The organism is Lysobacter sp. 1R34A (genome assembly GCF_051217035.1).
Lineage (GTDB): Bacteria > Pseudomonadota > Gammaproteobacteria > Xanthomonadales > Xanthomonadaceae > Lysobacter.
Window position 1 is genome coordinate 59,236 of record NZ_JBPKJP010000001.1, and the last position, 18,836, is coordinate 78,071.

Sequence of the window (18,836 nt, forward strand, 5' to 3'; positions counted from 1 at the left end):
AAAAGGCGGCCAAGGCCGCCTTTTTTCAATAACTTACCGCGATTACTTCATGCGGTAGGTGATGCGACCCTTGGTGAGATCGTAGGGCGTCATTTCGACCTTGACCTTGTCGCCGGTCAGGATGCGAATGTAGTTCTTGCGCATGCGACCCGAGATATGGGCAATGATCTCGTGCCCGTTTTCGAGACGCACGCGGAACATGGTGTTCGGAAGAGTTTCCGCCACCGTGCCCTCGAATTCGATCACGTCATCTTTTGCCATGTGGTTCCTAGGGAGTCGCGAAAAGCGGGCGTCGCGCGCCCGCGAAGCCGCACATTCTGCCACGCCGGCGGCCCGGTAGCAAAAATCCGTTAATCGCGCCGTCGGCTGGGACGGTTGGGGGACGGGGCGGCGGCCACCGGCCGGGCTAGCGCTCCGCCAGGCGCGAGGCCGGCCAATCGCCGAAGCGCCCGGTCCAGGACCCGGCCGCTTCGGGCAGTGCGGCCAGCGCCGCGACCTGCGCCAGGAACGCTTCGCGCGGCATCGACTCGGCACCGAGGCTGAGCAAGTGCGGGTTCTCGACTTGGCCGTCGAGCAGCGGCCAGCCCCATTCGTGCAGGTGCCGCGCCAACGCCGCCAAGGCGACCTTGGAGCCGCCGGAGGCGGCGCTGAACATGCTCTCGCCGAAGAACATGCGCCCGATCGCGACCCCGTAGACGCCGCCGACCAGGCGCTCGCCGTCGTAGACCTCGACCGAATGGGCGTGGCCGAGCTCATGCAGGCGCCGGTAGGCGGCGAGCATGTCCTCGGTGATCCAGGTGCCGTCCTGGTGCGGGCGCGGCGCCTGCGCGCAGGCGGCGACGACTTCGGCGAAAGCGGTGTCGGCGCGTACCGTCCAGCCGCAGCGGCGCAGGCCGCGGCGGAATTTCGACGACAGCCGCACCCGGTCGGTGCGGAACACAGTGCGCGGGTCGGGGCACCACCACAGCAGCGGATAGCCTTCCGACGGCCACGGAAACACGCCGTGGCGGTAAGCGTTGAGCAGCCGGCCCGGGCTCAGGTCGCCGCCCATCGCGAGCAGGCCGTCGGGCTGGCGCAGGGCGCGTTCGGGCGGCGGGAACGGCGCGTCGGGGTCCGGCGAGAGCAGGATCGGCAGCTGGCTCATGGGCGCGGCTCGGTGGCGGTCGCCCCAGTTTGCGCCCCGGCCTGTGCCTCGACCGCCTTGAACGGGGTGTGCAGCGACAGAGTGCGCGCGTACTGGCGCACCGAGGCGGCCTCGTCGCGGCACCAGGGCCGCAGGGCGCCGCGGAAGCCCGGGTCGGCGATCCAGTGGCGGCTGCGCACGAAGGCCGGCAAGAAGCCGCGCGCGAGCTTGTGCTCGCCCTGGGCGCCGGGCTCGAAGCGGGTCAGGCCCTCGCGCAGGCAGTAGTCGATGCCCTGGTAGTAACAGGTCTCGAAATGGAGCCCGGGCAGGCCGGCCTCGGCGCCCCAGTAGCGGCCGTACAAGGTGTCGCCGCCGCGCAGGCACAGCGCCCCGGCGATCGGCTCGCCCTCGCGTTCGGCCAGGAAGATCACCAGCGACCGCGGCATGCTCCGCGCCAGGTGGCGCAGGAAATCCAGGGTCAGCGCCGGGTGGTTGCCGTACTCGGCGAAGGTGGTCAGGTAGAAGCGGTGCATCGTCGCCAGGTCGGCATCGCGGGCATCGCCGCCTTCGACGATGCGGAAGCTTACCCCGGCGCGCGCGACCTTGGCCCGTTCCTGGCGGATGTTCTTGCGGTGCTTGTGGTCGAACGCGGCCAGGAACTGGTCGAAGTCCCGCCAGCGCCGGCCCTGGGCATCGGGCTCGTTGCGCCAGTGGTACTGCACGTCGATGCGTTGCAGCCAGTCGCCGCCGCAGGCCTCGTGCTCGAACGCGGCATCCTCCCAGGCTTCGTGGAAATTCACGTGCGCCGAGGACAGGCCCTGGCGTTCGCACAACTGCGCCATCGCCGACAGCAACAGCGGTCGCTGCGCGGCCTCGCGCGCGAGCAGGCGCGGCCCGGTCACCGGCGAGTAGGGCACCGCGGCCAGCCATTTCGGGAAGTAATCGCGGCCGTGCTGGGCGTAGGCATGGGCCCAGGCGTGATCGAACACGAACTCGCCGTGCGAGTTCTGCTTGAGGTAGGCCGGCATCGCCGCGATCAGTTCCTCGCCGTCCCACACGCTCAGGTGATGCGGCGCCCAGCCCCATTCCTCGCGCAGGCAGCCGTGCTGCTCCAGGCCGTGCAGGAAGGCGTGGGCGACGAACGGGTTGCGACCGTCGTGCAGCGCGTCCCACTGCGCCGGCGCGACCTCGGACAGCGAGGCGAGCAGCCGGATCGACAGGGCATCGGGGCTTGCGGTCACGGGCGGCGCGAGTCGCTGTCGGTGGGCCCGCGCTGCGAACGCAGCCGCGGGCGCGGGGGGCGCGCAATGGCGCTGTCTACATGGACCGGCGCCAGGGCGGTGGCGCCGGGCTCGCGGCCGATTCGCATCGATCCGCGAGGCCGCAGCATCAGGCGTCCTTGTCGAGGAACTTCTCGGCGTCGAGCGCGGCCATGCAGCCGAAGCCGGCCGAGGTGATGGCCTGGCGATACACCTGGTCGGCGACGTCGCCCGCGGCGAACACGCCCGGCACCGAGGTCTGGGTGGCGTTGCCGTCGAGGCCGGTCTGGATGGTCAGGTAGCCGTTCTTCATCTCGAGCTGCCCGTCGAACAAGGTGGTGTTCGGGGTATGGCCGATGGCGATGAACAGGCCGTGGATGGTCAGGTCGCGGGTCGAGCCGTCCTGCACCGACTTCACCCGCAGGCCGGTCACGCCGACGTCGTTGCCGAGCACTTCGTCGACGGTGTGGTGCCAGACCGGCTCAATCTTGCCGGCCTGGATCTTGGCCTGCAGCTTGTCCTGCATGATCTTCTCGGCGCGCAGGGTGTCGCGGCGATGCACCAGATACACCTTGCGGGCGATGTTGGACAGGTACAGCGCTTCCTCGACCGCGGTGTTGCCGCCGCCGACCACCGCCACGTCCTGGTCCTTGTAGAAGAAGCCGTCGCAGGTGGCGCAGGCCGACACACCGCGACCCTTGAACGCGTCTTCCGAGGGCAGGCCGAGGTACTTCGCGGTCGCGCCGGTGGCGATGATCAGCGCATCGGCGGTGTAATCGCCGTTGTCGCCCTTGAGCCGGAACGGACGCTTGGACAGGTCGGCGGTGTGGATGTGGTCGAACACGACTTCGGTATCGAAGCGTTCAGCGTGCGCCTGCATGCGCGTCATCAGGTCCGGGCCCATCAGGCCGTGCGCGTCGCCGGGCCAGTTGTCGACTTCGGTCGTGGTCATGAGCTGACCGCCCATTTGCAGGCCCGTGATCACCAGCGGCTTCAGGTTCGCGCGAGCGGCGTAGACGGCGGCAGTCCAGCCGGCCGGGCCGGAACCGAGAATGACGACACGGGAGTGCTTGGAAGGGGTCATGTATATAATCGCGGCAGTTGGGAGCGCGCTCTGCGCAGAATGAAACTCGACATCTCGGCCATACGCCGGCGTGTTGAAGTTTCAGGAGCAGGGCATAGCTTGGAGGCGGCGTCCCGGCAAAACAAGGCGTGTCGTACGGACGCAATGTTGCGTTCCGCGCGAACCGCCCGCTGCCGGCTAACGCGGCGCGTGCCGATGGGCGTATCTAACCGGCGCGTGCCGGCTGGCGCTTGCTAGCTGACGCCGCCGGATCGCGCAGCCGCCGTCGGACCGCTTCGAAGACCGGCGCTCGAGCACGAACGCGCAAGCACGGACCGCCGACCAGGATTCGTTCCACCCCATTCGCCACAGCACCACGTTCCACCGCAACGTTCCGACACCACACGACAACTTAGACAATCAGGCTTGGGGCGCCGCGCATGCGGCGTTTTTTCTGGGCCGCACTGGAGACAGCAATGCGTATCGGCGTACCGAAGGAAACCAAGACCCTCGAAGGGCGCGTCGCGCTCGTTCCCGCCGCGGCGGGCGATCTGGTCAATCGCGGCCACGAGGTCTGGCTGGAACAGGACGCGGGCATCAAGAGCGGGTTCAAGGACTCCGACTACACTCGCCTGGGCGTGAAGATCGCCCCGGACGCGGCGGCGCTGTACGAAAAGGGCGAGCTGATCGTCAAGGTCAAGGAGCCGATCGCCGGCGACCTGCAGCACCTGCGCAAGGATCACCTGCTGTTCTGCTACCTGCACCTGGCCGCCGAGCCGGTGTTGACCAAGCAGTTGCTCGACATCGGCCTGACCGGCGTCGCCTTCGAGACCGTCGAGCTGCCCAACGGCGACCTGCCGCTGCTGGCGCCGATGTCGATCATCGCCGGCAAGATCGGCGTCCAGGTCGGCACCCACCTGCTGCACCAGCCCATGAGCGGCAAGGGCAAGCTGCTCGGCGGCCTGCCGTCGACCGAGCGCGGCAAGGTCGTGGTGTTCGGTGCCGGCCAGGCCGGCGGCGCGTCGGCGGCGCTGGCCGCGGCCGGCGGCTCCAACGTCACCGTGTTCGAAATGCGCCAGGACCGCATGGACCAGATGATGCGTCTGGGCAACAACGTCACCGCGCTGTTCCCCTACGTCGACGTGGTCGCCCGCGAAGTCGCCTCGGCCGACCTGGTGATCGGCGCGGTGCTGGTGACCGGCGCGCGCGCGCCGCACGTGCTGACCCGCGAAATGCTCAAGGGCATGGAAGACGGCAGCGTGGTGGTCGACATCTCGATCGACCAGGGCGGCTGCTTCGAGACCTCGCGCCCGACCACCTGGAAGGAACCGACCTACGTCGAAGAGGGCGTGACTCACTTCTGCGTGACCAACATGCCGGGCGCCGTGCCGCAGACCTCCTCGCAGGCGATCTGCGCGGCGATCCTGCCCTGGGTCAACAAGCTGGCCGCCGGCGCCGAGTGGCGCAACAACCCGGCGCTGGTGCGCGGTATCAACGTCGAGGCCGGTCAGCTGATCCATCCGGCCCTGCAGGGCATGAAGCTGTAAGAGGCCAAGGCGGCGAGAACATCGCCGAACCTGGCCGGACACGGCCGGGCTGGCCGGGCGAGCGGAGGTGGGAGATCCCGCTGCCGCTCGCCCAGAACCGGTTTGCGCCGGCGGAGCGGGGCGGTAAGGTGGGGCGGTGGCCGGTGCGCCAGTGTCCCGCCGCCGCCCCGTTTTGTTGAGGCCGGTGGGGTGGCGGTGCCGTCGGCGGTCGGGTCGGCCGGGGCGATGCGGCCCGGACGCCGTCGCCGCAGCGGAATCGGGGCAGGGCGCGGCGGCCCGCTGGCGGGCGCCTAGCCGCTTTCTTTCCACTCGGCTCGATTCGGCTGTATATTCAACAACTAACAGTATCAACCTAAGGCAGCACATCACGGTGGCGCAAGCTCCCACAGCCAGTCGCAAGAAGGCCAAAGCGGCCGAGACCGAAAAGCGCCCGCCGTCGCCGCGACGTCAGCGGCTAATGCGCGACATCGTCCTGATCGTGATCGCGCCGCTGCTGCTGTACCTGCTGGCGAGCCTGATGACGTTCTCGCCGTCCGATCCGGGCTGGTCGCATTCGGGCTCGATCACCGCGCCGCTGCACAACGTCGGCGGCCGCGTCGGCGCCTGGACCGCCGACGTGTTGCTGTACCTGTGCGGCTACGTCGCCTTCCTGCTGCCGATCATGCTCGGCGCGATCGCCTGGATCGCTTTGTTCGGCATGGACAGCGACGGCGACGGCGAAGCCGACCTCGGCCCGGCGCTGCGCCTGATCGGCATCGTCGGTTTCCTGGTCTCGGCGACCGGCCTGCTGCAACTGCGTTTCGGCCCGGCCGACGATTTTTCCGCCGGCAGCGGCGGCATCCTCGGCCAGCTGGTCGGGCGTTCGCTGTACTCCGGTTTCGGCCCGGTCGGCGGCAATCTGTTCCTGCTCGCGCTGCTGTTGATCTCGGTGACCCTGGCCACCGGCATTTCCTGGTTCGCGGTGATGGACAAGCTGGGCCAGTGGACGATGGCCTTGGGCCCGAGCCTGAGCAAGCTGTTCCGCCGCGGCAGCCAGCAGGCGACCGAGTGGCGCCAGGCCCAGGTCATGCGCGAAGAGCGCGAGGAAGTGCGCAAGGTCGACACCGAGCTTCGCGCCAAGCGCGAGAAGGTTCGGATCGAACCGCCGCCTGCGCCGGTGGTGGAGAAGAGCGAACGCGCCAAGCGCGAAACCCAGATCCCGCTGTTCAACACCGGCGACGGCAGCGGCCTGCCGCCGCTGGCGCTGCTCGACGATCCCAAGCCGCAACCCAAGGGCTACAGCGAAGAGACCCTGGAAACCCTGTCGCGGCAGATCGAATTCAAGCTCAAGGATTTCCGCATCGACGCCCAGGTCATGGGCGCCTATCCGGGCCCGGTGATCACCCGCTTCGAGGTGCAGCCCGCGCCCGGGGTCAAGGTCAGCCAGATCAGCTCGCTCGACAAGGACATCGCCCGCGGCCTGTCGGTCAAGTCGGTGCGCGTGGTCGACGTGATCCCCGGCAAGTCGGTGATCGGCCTGGAAACGCCGAACACCAGCCGCGAGATGATCTATCTGTCCGAGCTGCTGCGCTCGAAGGAATACGACAAGTCCGGCAGCCCGCTGACCCTGGCGCTCGGCAAGGACATCGCCGGGCGGCCGACGGTGGCCGATCTGGCGCGCATGCCGCATCTGCTGGTCGCCGGCACGACCGGTTCGGGCAAGTCGGTCGCGGTCAATGCGATGGTGCTGAGCCTGCTGTACAAGGCCTCCGCGAAGGAATTGCGGATGCTGATGATCGACCCGAAGATGCTCGAGCTCTCGGTCTACGAGGGCATTCCGCATCTGCTGGCGCCGGTCGTGACCGACATGAAGGAAGCCGCCAACGGCCTGCGCTGGTGCGTGGCCGAGATGGAGCGCCGCTACAAGCTGATGTCGATGGTCGGCGTGCGCAACCTGGCCGGCTTCAACAAGAAGGTCCGCGACGCCGAGGAAGCGGGCCAGCCGATGATGGACCCGCTGTTCAAGCCGAACCCCGAGCTCGACGAGGCGCCGCGCCAGCTCGAGACCTTGCCGTTCATCGTCATCTTCATCGACGAATTCGCCGACATGATGATGATCGTCGGCAAGAAGGTCGAAGAGCTCATCGCCCGCCTGGCGCAGAAAGCGCGCGCCGCCGGCATCCACCTGATCCTGGCCACCCAGCGTCCCTCGGTCGACGTCATCACCGGCCTGATCAAGGCCAACATCCCGACCCGCATCGCCTTCCAGGTGTCGAGCAAGATCGACTCGCGCACCATCCTGGACCAATCCGGCGCCGAGACTCTGCTCGGTCACGGCGACATGCTGTATCTGCCGCCGGGCACCGCGATGCCCGAGCGCGTCCACGGCGCCTTCGTCTCCGACGAGGAAGTGCACCGCGTGGTCGAGCACCTCAAGCAGGTCGGCGGCCGCCCGGACTACATCGAAGGCGTGCTCGACGAAGTGCAGACCATGGGCGACGGCACCGTGGTCGGCGCGACCGGCCTGCCGGAAACCGCCAATGCCGGCGGCGACGAATCCGACCCGCTCTACGACGAGGCCGTGCGCATCGTCACCGAGACCCGCCGCGCCTCGATCTCGGGCGTGCAGCGCCGGCTCAAGATCGGTTACAACCGCGCCGCGCGCCTGATCGAGGCGATGGAAGCGGCCGGCATCGTCACCCCGCCCGAGCACAACGGCGACCGCAACGTGCTGGCGCCGCCGCCGCCGAAGTAGGGCTGGCCTTAAGCTGAACCCACTACGCGCCGGGCCGGTCCTGGCGCGTGCCCGTTCAGTTTTTTGTTGTCAGACTCTGCGCAAGCGTCCTGGAGTATTCCGATGATTCGTACCGTCAAATTCGCTGCGGCCGGCGCGATCGCCGCCGTGTTGTTCTCGGCCAGCGCCTTCGCCGGCGCGCGCGACGACCTGGGCGCCTTCACCCGCGGCCTCAAGGGCCTGGACGGCCAGTTCGCCCAGCAGGTCTACGACGCCAACGGCAAGCTCAAGGAAACCTCGCAAGGCCAGGTGGCGCTGTCGGCGCCGCGCCTGTTCCGCTGGGAGTACGTCAAGCCGTACCCGCAATTGATCGTCGCCGACGGCAAGAAGGTCTGGGTCTTTGAACCCGACCTCAAGCAGGTCAGCGTGCGTCCGCAGGGCGCCGAGGAGCAGAACAGCCCGCTCGCCGCGCTGATCGACCCGACCCGCCTGGATGCGATGTTCGTGGTCAAGGACAACGGCAGCAACGGCGGTCTCAACTGGCTGTCGCTGCAGCCCAAGACCGAGAACGACGCCAGCTTCCGCAGCGCCAGGCTCGGCTTCAATGCCGGTGGCCTGGCGAAGATGGAAATCGTCGACGCGCTGGGCCAGAAGACCGAGATCAGCTTCAGCGGCTGGAAGCGCAACCCGAGCTTTCCGGCGAACACCTTCAAGTACGCGCCGGCCAAGGGCGTGGACGTGATCGGCGAAGGCTGAGGGCGCGGTGGCTTCGGCGCGCAGGCGCTCTGGACGGCCCCGGGTTCCGGGGCGCGCGAACGCAGGATCAGGACCGGCCCGGCCGGTGTTGTGAACTTCTCAAAGGATCGAGCCATGAAAAACGCGTGCATTGCTGCCTTGCTGTTGTTGTCTGCCTCTCCCGCCGTCGCCCAGACCGCGCCGGATGCGAAAGTCGCGTCTTTCGAAACCGGCAGTCACGGCAGCCGGGATCGGGAAGCCATTTCGTTCTGGAAAGAACACGGTAAGCGCGCGAACATCGAGTATCAGTACGGCAGCGACGACAAGACGGTGAAGCTGGCGTACCTCGGCGTCGCCGATTGCGGCGGCGAGGCGTGTTTCAAGGTCGGCTTTCCGAACAAGCACGTGCTCTATGTCACTCCGGGGACCGATACGGTCCGTCTTTCGGATGTCGCCGACCCCATGCGCGCCGGCAAGGCCAACAAGTACGACCGCACGTTTTCGTGGCGCTACGAAGGGCCGGTCGATGGACGCGGCACCTTCTGTTCCGTTTGCGCCCAGGACGGCAAGGACGCCAGCGCGATGCTGCGTCAGTTCTTCCTGAAAAAATAGCGCTGGCGCGAGCGTTTGAGGCGGGCGATTCCCGCATCGGCGACCTCCGCCCGGGGCCGTGCCCCGAGCGGCGCCGACCGACGCCTGCGGCAGCGCGGTTACAGCGACTTTTCGTAGAGGATCGTGGTCAGCCCGCTGTTCCATTCTTCGTCGGGGTAACGCGCGGTCTCGCGGTAGCCCAATGCCAGGTACAAAGCCTGGCTGGCGCTATTGAAGGTGTCGGTTTCCAGGCTCGCGGTCGCGATGCCCTCGGCGCGCATCGCCGCTTCCAGTGTCGCCATCAACTGCCTTGCGACACCGCGCCGGCGCGCCGAGGCGGTCACGTGCAGGGCATCGACGAAACCGTCCTCGCGGTGGGCGAACCCGGCCAGGCGCCCGTCGAGCTCGGCGATCACGAAGCGGTGCCAATGGGCTTCCACGAAGCGCTCGGTGCCGCCGCCGCGGCGATAGGCGGCGATGGCCTGCGCGGTCAGCTGCGGGCGCCAGGTGTCGAGGAAGGTTTCCTCGAGCAGGGCCAGCACGGCGGCGCGGTCGTCTGCGCGTGCCGGGCGGATCCGAAGGGCGGTGGCGGTCATGGCGTCGGCGGCGTTGCGGGCAACGCCGGTTCCTGAGGGTCGATGCGGCCGCTCATTGTGCGGCCGCGGCGCCGCGACCGGGATGACGCGATCGGGCCTTTACGATGCCGCTGGAGGTACGGTTGAACGCCGGCACCGGTTGTCGCCCGGCGCTAGGCCTGCGCCGGCGCCTGCTCAGGGAACCACTGGGCACGCTTGAGCCAGCCGGGCAGGAAACGCTGCAGGACCGGATGCTCGCTGGCCAGGCTTTGGTAGTAATCGATGCGGCCCTGGCGATAAGCCGGGTAGAGCGCCGCCTGATCGGCCGCGTGCAGCGCCGCGAGGGTGTCCGGGCCGAAACGGCCGTCGGCCTTCACCGGCGGGCCGAGCAGGGTCTGCAACAGCAGCACCGCATGGAAGCCGGCGTTGACCTGGAAATCGAACAGGTCCTCGGCCAGGCACTGCAGGCCGATCGCATCGCAATACAGCGGGTCCCAGTACAGGGTCTTGTACAGGACCGCCGCCTGGCCGTTGCTCAGGGCCTTGAGGTTGTCGAGGGTCGGGGCGATGCCGAGCAAGGATTGCGCATGCGCCTCGAAGGTCGCCAGGGTGATGCCCTTGTTGGTGGCGCCGCCCGGGTCGGCCGGGTCGTCCACGTAGCCGCCCTCGAACGTCAGCAACTGCGGGAAATACTCGTTGAAATCCGCCATCGCGATCCTCGCTTGTCAGTGGATGGAGTTCCGGCGCGCCGGGTGGGTAGCAGGGGAAACGTCGCCGGCCCGGCGATGTGAGCGGCGCGTGCGCCGAGGCCCGGTCGGGGATCCTACCCACTCGCCGCCGCGCCTGCCGCCACGCTCGACCCGCGGCCGGAGGCGGTTTGCGAAATCCCGCTGGATCAAGGGCTTGCGCCGGGGGGCGGGCCGCCGCCGGCGCTATCTTGCTATCGTGTCGGACCGTAAGACACCGGAACCCGTGCGCCCCGTGGCCCGCCGAAACGTCCCCTCCGCCGATAACGAACGCGACCTGTTGAGCGTCGACCGCGACGGCCTGCGCCCGCTGGCCGAGCGCATGCGCCCGCGCGCCCTCGACGAGATGGTCGGCCAGCGCCGTCTGCTCGCGCCGGGCTCGGCGCTGCGCCGCGCGGTCGAGTCCGGACGCGTGCATTCGATGATCCTGTGGGGGCCGCCGGGCTGCGGAAAGACCACCCTGGCGCTGCTGCTGGCGCGCTACGCCGATGCCGAGTTCAAGGCGATCTCGGCGGTGCTGTCGGGCCTGCCGGAAGTGCGCCAGGTGCTGGCCGAGGCCGCCCACCGTTTCGCCGACGGGCGCCGCACCGTGCTGTTCGTCGACGAGGTGCACCGCTTCAACAAGAACCAGCAGGACGCGTTCCTGCCGCACATCGAGCGCGGCACCATCCTGTTCGTCGGCGCCACCACCGAAAACCCTTCGTTCGAACTCAACTCGGCGCTGCTGTCGCGGTGCCGCGTGCACGTGATGGAAGCGGTGTCGCCGGAGGACATCCGCCAGTCCCTGCAGCGCGCGCTCGAAGACGAGGAGCGCGGCCTCGGCGGACAATCGATCCGGGTCGGCGACGACCTGCTGTTGCAGATCGCCACCGCCGCCGACGGCGACGTGCGCCGCGCTCTGACCCTGCTGGAGATCGCCGCCGAGCTGTCGCAGGACGAGGGCGGCCTCATCACCGAGGCGACCCTGGCCCAGGTGCTGGCCGATCGCACCCGCCGCTTCGACAAGGGCGGCGACCAGTTCTACGACCAGATCTCGGCCCTGCACAAATCGGTGCGCAGCTCCAACCCGGACGCGGCGCTGTACTGGTTCGCGCGGATGCTCGACGGCGGCTGCGACCCGCATTACCTCGCGCGCCGGATCGTGCGCATGGCGGTCGAGGACATCGGCCTGGCCGATCCGCGCGCCCAGCAGATGGCGGTCGACGCCTGGGACACCTACGACCGGCTCGGCAGCCCGGAAGGCGATCTGGCCCTGGCCCAGGTGGTGATCTACCTGGCGAGCACGGCCAAATCGAACGCGGCCTACGCGGCCTTCAACGCGGCCAAGAGCGACGTCGGCCAGTACGGCACCCAGGACGTGCCGATGCACCTGCGCAACGCGCCGACGAAGCTGATGGAACGGCTGGGCTACGCCAAGGGCTATCAGTACGACCACGACGCGGTCGGCGGCATCGCCCTGGACCAGACCGGCTTCCCCGATGCGATGGGCGAGCGGGTGTACTACCAGCCGGTTGCGCGCGGCCTGGAGATCAAGCTCGGCGAGAAGCTCGCCCGCCTGCGCGTATTGCGTGCGCAGGCGCGCGGCGCGCAGGACGGCGAGGGCGGTGGCGACGGCGAGCCGGGCGCGGGCGAAGTCGGCTGAGCCGGCGAGGGCATACTCGATGGGGGACGCGGCCGCTCGCGACGCGCGGCCGCGACAGGCACAGGCAAGGCGGGAGATCGCAACGATGTGGGTTTCGTTCTTGGCAATCGGCCTCGGCGCCGCGATCGGGGCCTGGGCGCGCTGGGGACTGGCCGTCTGGCTCAACCCCGGCCATGCCAGCCTGCCGCTGGGTACCCTGGCGGCGAACCTGGTCGGCGGCTACGGCATCGGCCTGGCCGTGGCCTGGTTCTCGCAGCATCCTTCGATCGCGCCGGAGTGGCGCTTGTTCATCGTCACCGGCCTGCTCGGCGGGCTGACCACCTTTTCTACATTCTCGGCCGAGGTCGTGCAGTTGCTCGGGCGCCAGCAGTTCGGCTGGGCGTTCGGCGTGGCGGCCCTGCACATGCTGGGCTCGTTCGCGATGACCGCCGCCGGCGTGGCCAGCATGCAGGCCTGGGAACGCGCCGGCTGAGCGTTCCGGCCAAGCGGGGCGCCGGCCGAACGGACGTTCGAAATTCACTCGGTCGAGGGCGGCACCGGATGGCGCGACATGCGCAGCACGTCGTCGCTCGGCGCGGTCAGCTTGTTGGCCAGGACTTGCTGCAGCGATTCCACCTCGGCCCAGACCATGTGCTGCAGGGCCTGCAGCAAGGTCATGCCGGCGTTCGACAGGATCAGGCGGCCGTCGTGGCTCAGGGCCAGGCCGTCCTCGATCAGAACGTGCTTCATGTGGCTGGTTTCCGGCTGCACCCCGCGCTGCAATCCCACTAGCACGCTCAGCAGAGCGTGTTCCCGCAATGACACCTTGAACAAAGCACTTCCCCTTCTCTGCACCCGGCACGTATGGCTTGTATGTGCCGGCAATCACGATATGGGATGCGACGTGATGACAGCTTTGACTGGCGTCGGCGCACGTGAAAGTTGCCTTCACCGGCGCTGGGGCAGGCCCGGGGCGTGTCCGCAGCGGGCGCCGCTGCCGGGTCGCTTCGCGCGGCCCGGCGCCGGCCCGTTGTAACTGTCATGGCGATGCGGCATCGTCGCCGCACCCGCCGGGTCGGCGGACACACCACAGATTCGGGACTTCCATGCTGATCTACGACAAAGTCGTGCCGTTGAACCGCCACACCCATCGCCGCCTGCGTCTGCGCTCGTCCTCGCACAACGCCCGCTTCGCCGCCGGGCTCAACTCGGTGCCGTTGACCACGGTCGAGTTCACGCAGGCCGCCTGCGAGTACGCCATCGTGTTCGCCAAGCTCGAAAGCGGCGATTACCTGCCGGCGATCATGGTCGGCCTGCGCAACGAGGAAAATCTCTACGTCGGCGAAGATGCGCGCTGGAAGCGCGGCTACGTGCCGGCGTTCCTGCGCCAGTACCCCTTCATCCTCACCGAAGACCGCGCCAACAACACGATGACGGTCTGCATCGACATGGCCTACGACGGCCTGTCGGAAGAGGAGGGCGAGCCGCTGTTCCAGGAGAGCGGCGAGGACAGCGAAAACCTCGCGCGGGCGATGGGCTTCATGGCCAGCTACCACGACGAGTTCCGGCGCACCGCCGCGTTCACCGCCAAGCTCAAGGAACTCGACCTGCTGGAGCAGCGGGTGATCCGGTTCGGCGGCGAAGGCGAGCCGCAGCGCGAGCTCGGCGGCGTTTACGTGGTGTCGGAAGAGCGCCTGCTCAAGCTCGGCGACGAATTGATCCCGGACCTGCTGCGCTCCGGCGCGCTCGGGCTGATCTACACCCACCTCACCTCGATGCAGAACCTCGACCGGCTGTCGGCGCTGGCCCAGGAAGCGCAAGCCAAGACCGCGACGACGAACTGAATCGCGCCGTGCCGGCGGGCGCCGAACGGCCCCGCCGGTAATCTCGGCCGCCGAGCTTATAGGCAACAGGATCGCGATTGCGATTGCGATTGCGATGTGCGACGAAACATAGGCAGAAGCGACACGAGTCGCGGCCGCCATGCCTCAGTCTCGCATCGTCTCGGGTTACCCCAAACCATCCTTCGCTGCGGTGGCGGTGGCGGTGGCGGTGCGTAGCTTCGAACTAGCGAAGGCCATGGAAGACCCAAAGGGCGGCCCGCAGGGATGCGGGCCGTTTTTCATCGGGACAGGGATGTCCCGTATGAAAAATCTCCGCGGAAGCATCGCTCGTGCGGGGCCCTGATTCAAAAACAAGCATTTTTCTTTGGTTACCTTTCTTTTGTTGCTTTAGACAAAAGAAAGTAACCCGCCGCTTTAGTGGCGGAAGCTTTGGGTTTGATCTTGATCTTTGATCTCACTCGACAGCGACGCGCCGCAAGACCGCCGCAGCGATGTCGCGGCTCGCGCCGCTCCTACCCTGGCGAAGGCGCGTCGCTTCGAAGAATGACGACGGCCACGTTATCTCTGCGCGTCCCGTGTCGCGACTCACGTCGCTCCTACACAGGACATCACAAACGGCGCAAGACCGAAGCATGGCGGTCGCGGCTTGCGCCGCGCCTGCCCTGGCGAAAGCGCGTAGCTTCGATGGATAACGACGGCCTTCAGATCTCCGCGCGTTCCGCGGTCGCGACTCACGTCGCTCCTACAAGGAGCCTCCGAAGACGACGCAAGATCGGAATGGCTGGCCGCGGCTAGCCCTGCACCCAATAGCGCAAAAACGAACTCACCCAAACACCCCCTTCTCGCATACCCCCACCACCAGCTCCCGCAACCACTGGTTCGCCGGGTCGAACTCGCTGTTGGCGTGCCAGTACAGATGCAGCTGCGCCGCCGGCAGCGCGAACGGCACCGTGGCGCGCTGCAACTGGGCGCTGGCGGCGATGCGCCCGGCCAGGCCGGCCGGCATGGTCAGCAGGTGGTCGGACTCGGCCACGACCTGGCAGGCGGAGTGGTAGTTCTGGCAGCGCAACGCGATCGGCCGCTGCAGGCCGAGGTTGAGCAGGGCGATGTCCTCGATCACCTGACCACTGGCGCGGGTCGACACCGCGACATGCCGCGCCTGCAGGTACTGCTTCAAGCTCAGCCGTTTCGCCAGCGCGTGGCCGCGGCGCATCACTACGCAGAAGCCGTCCTGGAACAGGGGCCGGTGCCGCACCGGTTCGCTGATCGGCAGCGCCACATCGATGGCCAGGTCGACCTGGCCGCCGGCGAGTTCGCGGCCGAGTTCGCGCCGCGCCACCGCGACGCTCGCCAGGGTCGCGCCCGGCGCCTGCGCATCCAGCGCCTGCGCCAGCGCCGGCAGCAAGGCGCTCTCGGTCGCATCGGGCATGCCGATGCGGAACGACTGCCGGGTTCGCGCCGGATCGAAGCGGTCCCATTGCTGCAGCAGTTCGCGCAGCCGGCCGAGGGCGTCGAGCAGGCTCGGCGCCAAGCGTTGACAGGCCGGGGTCGGGCTCATGCGGCGGCCGTCGCGGACGAACAAGGGGTCGCCGAACTGCAGGCGCAGGCGGGCCACGGCGTGGCTGACCGCCGACGGGGTCAGGAACAAGGCCTGGGCGGCGCGGCTGAGGTTCTGTTCGCGATACACCGCCTCGAACACCTTGAGCAGGTTGAGGTCGAGCTGGTCGGTCCTGCTGTGAATCTGGCTCATGATGGGAAGTTAGCAAATATCACTTCATTCAGCCCGGCCGCCCGCCTAGGATGATCCGGACCGGGCCGCCGCCCGCGCCAGGAATCCGTGATGGACTTCGCTCCGAGCGCCCGTACCGTCGAGCACTTGCAACGCCTGCGCGGCTTCATCGCCGAACACATCGAGCCGTTCGAGGCCCGGTACCGTCGCGAGAACGCCGAACTCAACGCCGGCGCCGACTGGCGCCGTTGGCGCGTGCATCCGCGTATCGGCGAACTCAAGGCGCTGGCGCGCGAGGCCGGGCTGTGGAATTTGTTCCTGCCCGATGCCGGGCTCGGCGGCGGCCTGTCGGTGCTCGAATACGCGCCCCTGGCCGAGGCGATGGGGCACTACGAATTCGCCGCGGAAGTCTTCAACTGCAACGCGCCCGACACCGGCAACATGGAAGTGCTGCATCACTTCGGCACGCCGGCGCAGAAAGCGCGCTGGCTGGCGCCGTTGCTGGCCGGGGAGATCCGCTCGGTGTTCTGCATGACCGAACCCGGTGTGGCCTCCTCGGACGCGACCAACATGCAGGCGACGATTCGCGCCGACGGCGACGAACTGGTGCTCGACGGGCGCAAGTGGTGGTCGACCGGCATCGGCCATCCCGATGCGCGGCTGGCGATCTTCATGGGGTTGTCGAACCCCGAGGCCGAACCTCACGCGCGCCACAGCATGGTGTTGGTGCCGCTGGACGCGCCGGGCGTGCGGGTCGAACGCATGCTGCCGACCTTCGGCGAGTACGACCCGCCTTACGGTCATGGCGAAGTCGTATTCGACAACGTGCGCGTGCCGAAGGACCAGTTGCTGGTCGGGCTGGGGCAGGGCTTCGCGATCGCCCAGGGCCGGCTCGGGCCGGGCCGCATCCACCACTGCATGCGCGCCATCGGTGCGGCCGAGCGCGCCCTGGAACTGATGATCCGCCGCGGCAGCGCGCGCCTGGCCTTCGGCCAGCCGATCCTGCGCCTCGGCGGCAACCTCGAACGCGTCGCCCAGGCGCGCATCGCCATCGATCAGGCGCGTCTGCTGACCCTGTACGCGGCCTGGAAGATCGAACGTTTCGGAGTGAAGGCAGCGATGACCGAAATCTCGGCCATCAAGGTGGTCGCGCCGAACCTGCTGCAGGACATCGTCGACCAGGCGATCCAGATCCATGGCGGCGCCGGGGTGTCCCACGATGTGCCGCTGACCGGTTTGTTCATGATCGCGCGCGCCTTGCGCATCGCCGACGGACCCGACGAAGTGCATCGCGCCATGGTCGCGCGCATGGAACTGGCCAAATACGGCCTCGGCCGCAGCGCCAGGGAAGCCGCATGAGCGCGGGCCGACGAGTCTTCATCACCGGCGGCGCCTCCGGCCTCGGCCGCGCGCTCGCCGAAGGCTATGCGCGCGAGGGGGCGCGCGTGTGCATCGGCGACGTCAACGCCATGCGCGGCGCGGAAACCCTCGCGGCCTTGCAGGCGCTCGGTGCGACCGCGCACTGCCTGCATTGCGACGTGACCCGCGAAGAAGACCTGCAGGCCGCGGCCGACTGGCTGCTGGCGCAGTGGCAGGGCGTCGACCTGGTCGTCAACAACGCCGGCGTCGCCGACATGGGCCCGCTGGAAGCGATGCCCATCGCCGACTGGCAATGGATGATCGACGTCAACCTGCTCGGCGTGGTGCGCGGCTGCAAGGTCTTCGCGCCGATCCTGCGCCGCCAGGGCGGCGGCACGATACTCAACATCGCCTCGATGGCCGGGCTGATCCACCCGCCGTACGCGGCCGCCTACAACGCCACCAAGGCCGCGGTGGTGGCGCTGTCGGAGACCCTCAAGGCCGAACTCGGGGCCGACGGCATCCGCCTCGCCGTCGCTTGTCCGGCGTTCTTCCGCACCAACCTCGGCGAAAGCCTGCGCAACACCGACCCGCGTTATGCGCGCTGGATGCGCAAGTTGGTCGACGAGGCCGGCATCGGCGCCGACGAGATCGCGGCGATGATCCGCGACGGCGTCGCCCGCGGCGAATTCCGCATCCTGACTCATGCCTCGGCGCGGCGTTTCTGGATGCTCAAGCGCCTGCTGCCCTATCGCTTTTACGAGGCGGCGATGCGCCGCGCCGGGCAGGGCGGCCGCGCCAGGAAGAAGCCGGCCGGCGCGGACGGCAGGGCATGAGCGAGCGCGTCGCCAACGATGCCGCCGGCGACGGCAGCCGCGCGGTGCGCGCCGGGGAAGAACTCGATGCCGCCGCCGTCGACGCCTGGCTGAAACCACGCCTGCCGCATCTGCGCGGCACGCCGGTGGTCAGTCAGTACGCCGGCGGCGCGTCCAATTGGACCTACCGCCTGCATTACGACAACGACGACCTGATCCTGCGCCGCCCGCCGGCCGGCAGGAAGGCCAAGTCGGCGCACGACATGGGCCGCGAGTACCGGATTCAGCAGGCCTTGAAACCGGTGTTCCCGTTCGTGCCGGCGATGCACGCCCACTGCAGCGATGAGACGGTGATCGGCGTCGAGTTCTACGTGATGGAGCGCCTGGACGGCCCGATCCCGCGCAAGAACCTGCCGCGCGGTGTCGAGCTGTCGCGCGAACAGGTGCGCAGCCTGTGCGTCAACGTACTCGATACCTTGATCGCCTTGCACCAGGTCGACCACCGCGCAGCCGGGCTGGAACAGCTCGCCGCCGGCGCCGGCTACATCCAGCGCCAGATCGACGGCTGGAGCCGGCGTTATGCCGATGCCCGCACCTGGAACGTGCCCAGTGGCCGCGCGATCATCGACTGGCTGCGCGCCAACCTGCCGCAGGAGGAGCGCATCTGCCTCACCCACAACGACTTCCGGTTCGACAACGTGGTGCTCGATGCGCGGGACCCGACCCGGGTGATCGGCGTGCTCGACTGGGAGCTGGCCACGCTCGGCGACCCGCTGATGGATCTCGGCAATACCCTGGCTTACTGGGTCGAGGCCGGAGACGACTTCATCGCCCAGAGCACTCGCCGGCAACCGACCCATCTGCCCGGCATGCTCAGCCGCCGCGAAGTGATGGAGTACTACAGCGAACGCACCGGCCTGCGCCCGCGCAGCTGGGCCTTCTATGAGGTCTATGGCCTGTTCCGCCTGTCGGCGATCGCGCAACAGATCTACTACCGCTATCACCACGGCCAGACTCGCAACCCGGCGTTCAAGCGCTTCTGGCTGTCGGTGAACTATCTGCACTGGCGTTGCCGCCGCGCGATCGCGCGCGACCGCCGCGGGCCGGGCGCCTGAG

18 protein-coding genes are annotated in these 18,836 nt (G+C 68.4%); 10 read left to right on the forward strand and 8 right to left on the reverse strand.

Annotated elements, in window-relative coordinates:
- Positions 1-42: 42 nt before the first annotated feature.
- From infA to trxB, 4 genes are all read right to left on the reverse strand, one after another.
- On the reverse strand, positions 43-261 hold the full coding sequence (gene infA, locus ACSAMQ_RS00200; protein WP_031372296.1) for a translation initiation factor IF-1: 219 nt from the start codon (positions 259-261) through the stop codon (positions 43-45).
- 145 nt (positions 262-406) lie between these two features.
- Complete coding sequence (gene aat, locus ACSAMQ_RS00205) at positions 407-1,144, reverse strand: leucyl/phenylalanyl-tRNA--protein transferase (RefSeq protein ID WP_435393694.1); 738 nt, start codon at positions 1,142-1,144, stop codon at positions 407-409.
- Positions 1,141-2,343, reverse strand: coding sequence for a GNAT family N-acetyltransferase (locus ACSAMQ_RS00210; protein WP_435393884.1), 1,203 nt, complete (start codon positions 2,341-2,343; stop codon positions 1,141-1,143). The genes aat and ACSAMQ_RS00210 overlap by 4 nt, the downstream gene beginning before the upstream one ends.
- A gap of 169 nt (positions 2,344-2,512) precedes the next feature.
- The gene (gene trxB / locus ACSAMQ_RS00215) at positions 2,513-3,466 is read right to left on the reverse strand and encodes a thioredoxin-disulfide reductase (protein WP_435393695.1); all 954 of its coding nucleotides are present in this window, start codon (positions 3,464-3,466) and stop codon (positions 2,513-2,515) included.
- Between the two features lie 455 nt (positions 3,467-3,921).
- On the opposite strand from trxB, the gene ACSAMQ_RS00220 reads away from it, so the two are divergent.
- The 4 genes from ACSAMQ_RS00220 to ACSAMQ_RS00235 all read left to right on the forward strand — a co-directional run bounded on the left by ACSAMQ_RS00220 (position 3,922) and on the right by ACSAMQ_RS00235 (position 9,052).
- On the forward strand, positions 3,922-4,992 hold the full coding sequence (locus tag ACSAMQ_RS00220; protein ID WP_435393696.1) for an alanine dehydrogenase: 1,071 nt from the start codon (positions 3,922-3,924) through the stop codon (positions 4,990-4,992).
- A 370-nt stretch (positions 4,993-5,362) separates the two neighbouring features.
- Positions 5,363-7,726: a DNA translocase FtsK gene (locus ACSAMQ_RS00225; RefSeq protein WP_435393697.1), complete on the forward strand. Its 2,364-nt coding sequence runs from the start codon at positions 5,363-5,365 to the stop codon at positions 7,724-7,726.
- 102 nt (positions 7,727-7,828) lie between these two features.
- The gene (gene lolA, locus ACSAMQ_RS00230; RefSeq protein WP_435393698.1) at positions 7,829-8,461 is read left to right on the forward strand and encodes an outer membrane lipoprotein chaperone LolA; all 633 of its coding nucleotides are present in this window, start codon (positions 7,829-7,831) and stop codon (positions 8,459-8,461) included.
- A 114-nt stretch (positions 8,462-8,575) separates the two neighbouring features.
- On the forward strand, positions 8,576-9,052 hold the full coding sequence (locus ACSAMQ_RS00235; protein WP_435393699.1) for a hypothetical protein: 477 nt from the start codon (positions 8,576-8,578) through the stop codon (positions 9,050-9,052).
- Between the two features lie 98 nt (positions 9,053-9,150).
- Here the strand turns inward: ACSAMQ_RS00235 and ACSAMQ_RS00240 are convergent, their stop codons facing one another.
- Both ACSAMQ_RS00240 and ACSAMQ_RS00245 read right to left on the reverse strand, forming a co-directional pair.
- Positions 9,151-9,627, reverse strand: coding sequence for an N-acetyltransferase family protein (locus ACSAMQ_RS00240; RefSeq protein WP_435393700.1), 477 nt, complete (start codon positions 9,625-9,627; stop codon positions 9,151-9,153).
- Positions 9,628-9,779: 152 nt separating this feature from the next.
- Positions 9,780-10,316, reverse strand: a complete 537-nt coding sequence (locus ACSAMQ_RS00245; RefSeq protein ID WP_435393701.1) for a glycoside hydrolase family 108 protein — start codon at positions 10,314-10,316, stop codon at positions 9,780-9,782.
- Between the two features lie 235 nt (positions 10,317-10,551).
- On the opposite strand from ACSAMQ_RS00245, the gene ACSAMQ_RS00250 reads away from it, so the two are divergent.
- Positions 10,552-11,994 (forward strand): replication-associated recombination protein A, encoded by a 1,443-nt coding sequence (locus ACSAMQ_RS00250; protein WP_435393702.1) that lies wholly within the window; start codon positions 10,552-10,554, stop codon positions 11,992-11,994.
- Positions 11,995-12,079: 85 nt separating this feature from the next.
- The gene (gene crcB / locus ACSAMQ_RS00255; protein ID WP_435393703.1) at positions 12,080-12,466 is read left to right on the forward strand and encodes a fluoride efflux transporter CrcB; all 387 of its coding nucleotides are present in this window, start codon (positions 12,080-12,082) and stop codon (positions 12,464-12,466) included.
- Positions 12,467-12,510: 44 nt separating this feature from the next.
- On the opposite strand, the gene ACSAMQ_RS00260 is transcribed toward crcB, so the two are convergent.
- Positions 12,511-12,723, reverse strand: a complete 213-nt coding sequence (locus tag ACSAMQ_RS00260; protein WP_435393704.1) for a hypothetical protein — start codon at positions 12,721-12,723, stop codon at positions 12,511-12,513.
- 356 nt (positions 12,724-13,079) lie between these two features.
- Between ACSAMQ_RS00260 and ACSAMQ_RS00265 the strand changes: the two genes are divergently transcribed.
- A complete protein-coding gene (locus ACSAMQ_RS00265; protein WP_435393705.1) occupies positions 13,080-13,817 on the forward strand; it encodes a SapC family protein in 738 nt (245 codons plus the stop codon).
- Positions 13,818-14,640: 823 nt separating this feature from the next.
- Here the strand turns inward: ACSAMQ_RS00265 and ACSAMQ_RS00270 are convergent.
- Positions 14,641-15,567, reverse strand: coding sequence for a LysR family transcriptional regulator (locus ACSAMQ_RS00270; RefSeq protein WP_435393706.1), 927 nt, complete (start codon positions 15,565-15,567; stop codon positions 14,641-14,643).
- 90 nt (positions 15,568-15,657) lie between these two features.
- On the opposite strand from ACSAMQ_RS00270, the gene ACSAMQ_RS00275 reads away from it, so the two are divergent.
- From ACSAMQ_RS00275 to ACSAMQ_RS00285, 3 genes are read left to right on the forward strand one after another with little or no spacing between them, the layout of a single operon-like run.
- Positions 15,658-16,905, forward strand: coding sequence for an acyl-CoA dehydrogenase family protein (locus ACSAMQ_RS00275; protein ID WP_435393707.1), 1,248 nt, complete (start codon positions 15,658-15,660; stop codon positions 16,903-16,905).
- Positions 16,902-17,741 (forward strand): SDR family oxidoreductase, encoded by an 840-nt coding sequence (locus tag ACSAMQ_RS00280; RefSeq protein ID WP_435393708.1) that lies wholly within the window; start codon positions 16,902-16,904, stop codon positions 17,739-17,741. The genes ACSAMQ_RS00275 and ACSAMQ_RS00280 overlap by 4 nt, the downstream gene beginning before the upstream one ends.
- Positions 17,738-18,835, forward strand: a complete 1,098-nt coding sequence (locus ACSAMQ_RS00285; RefSeq protein ID WP_435393709.1) for a phosphotransferase family protein — start codon at positions 17,738-17,740, stop codon at positions 18,833-18,835. The genes ACSAMQ_RS00280 and ACSAMQ_RS00285 overlap by 4 nt, the downstream gene beginning before the upstream one ends.
- Position 18,836: the final 1 nt, after the last annotated feature.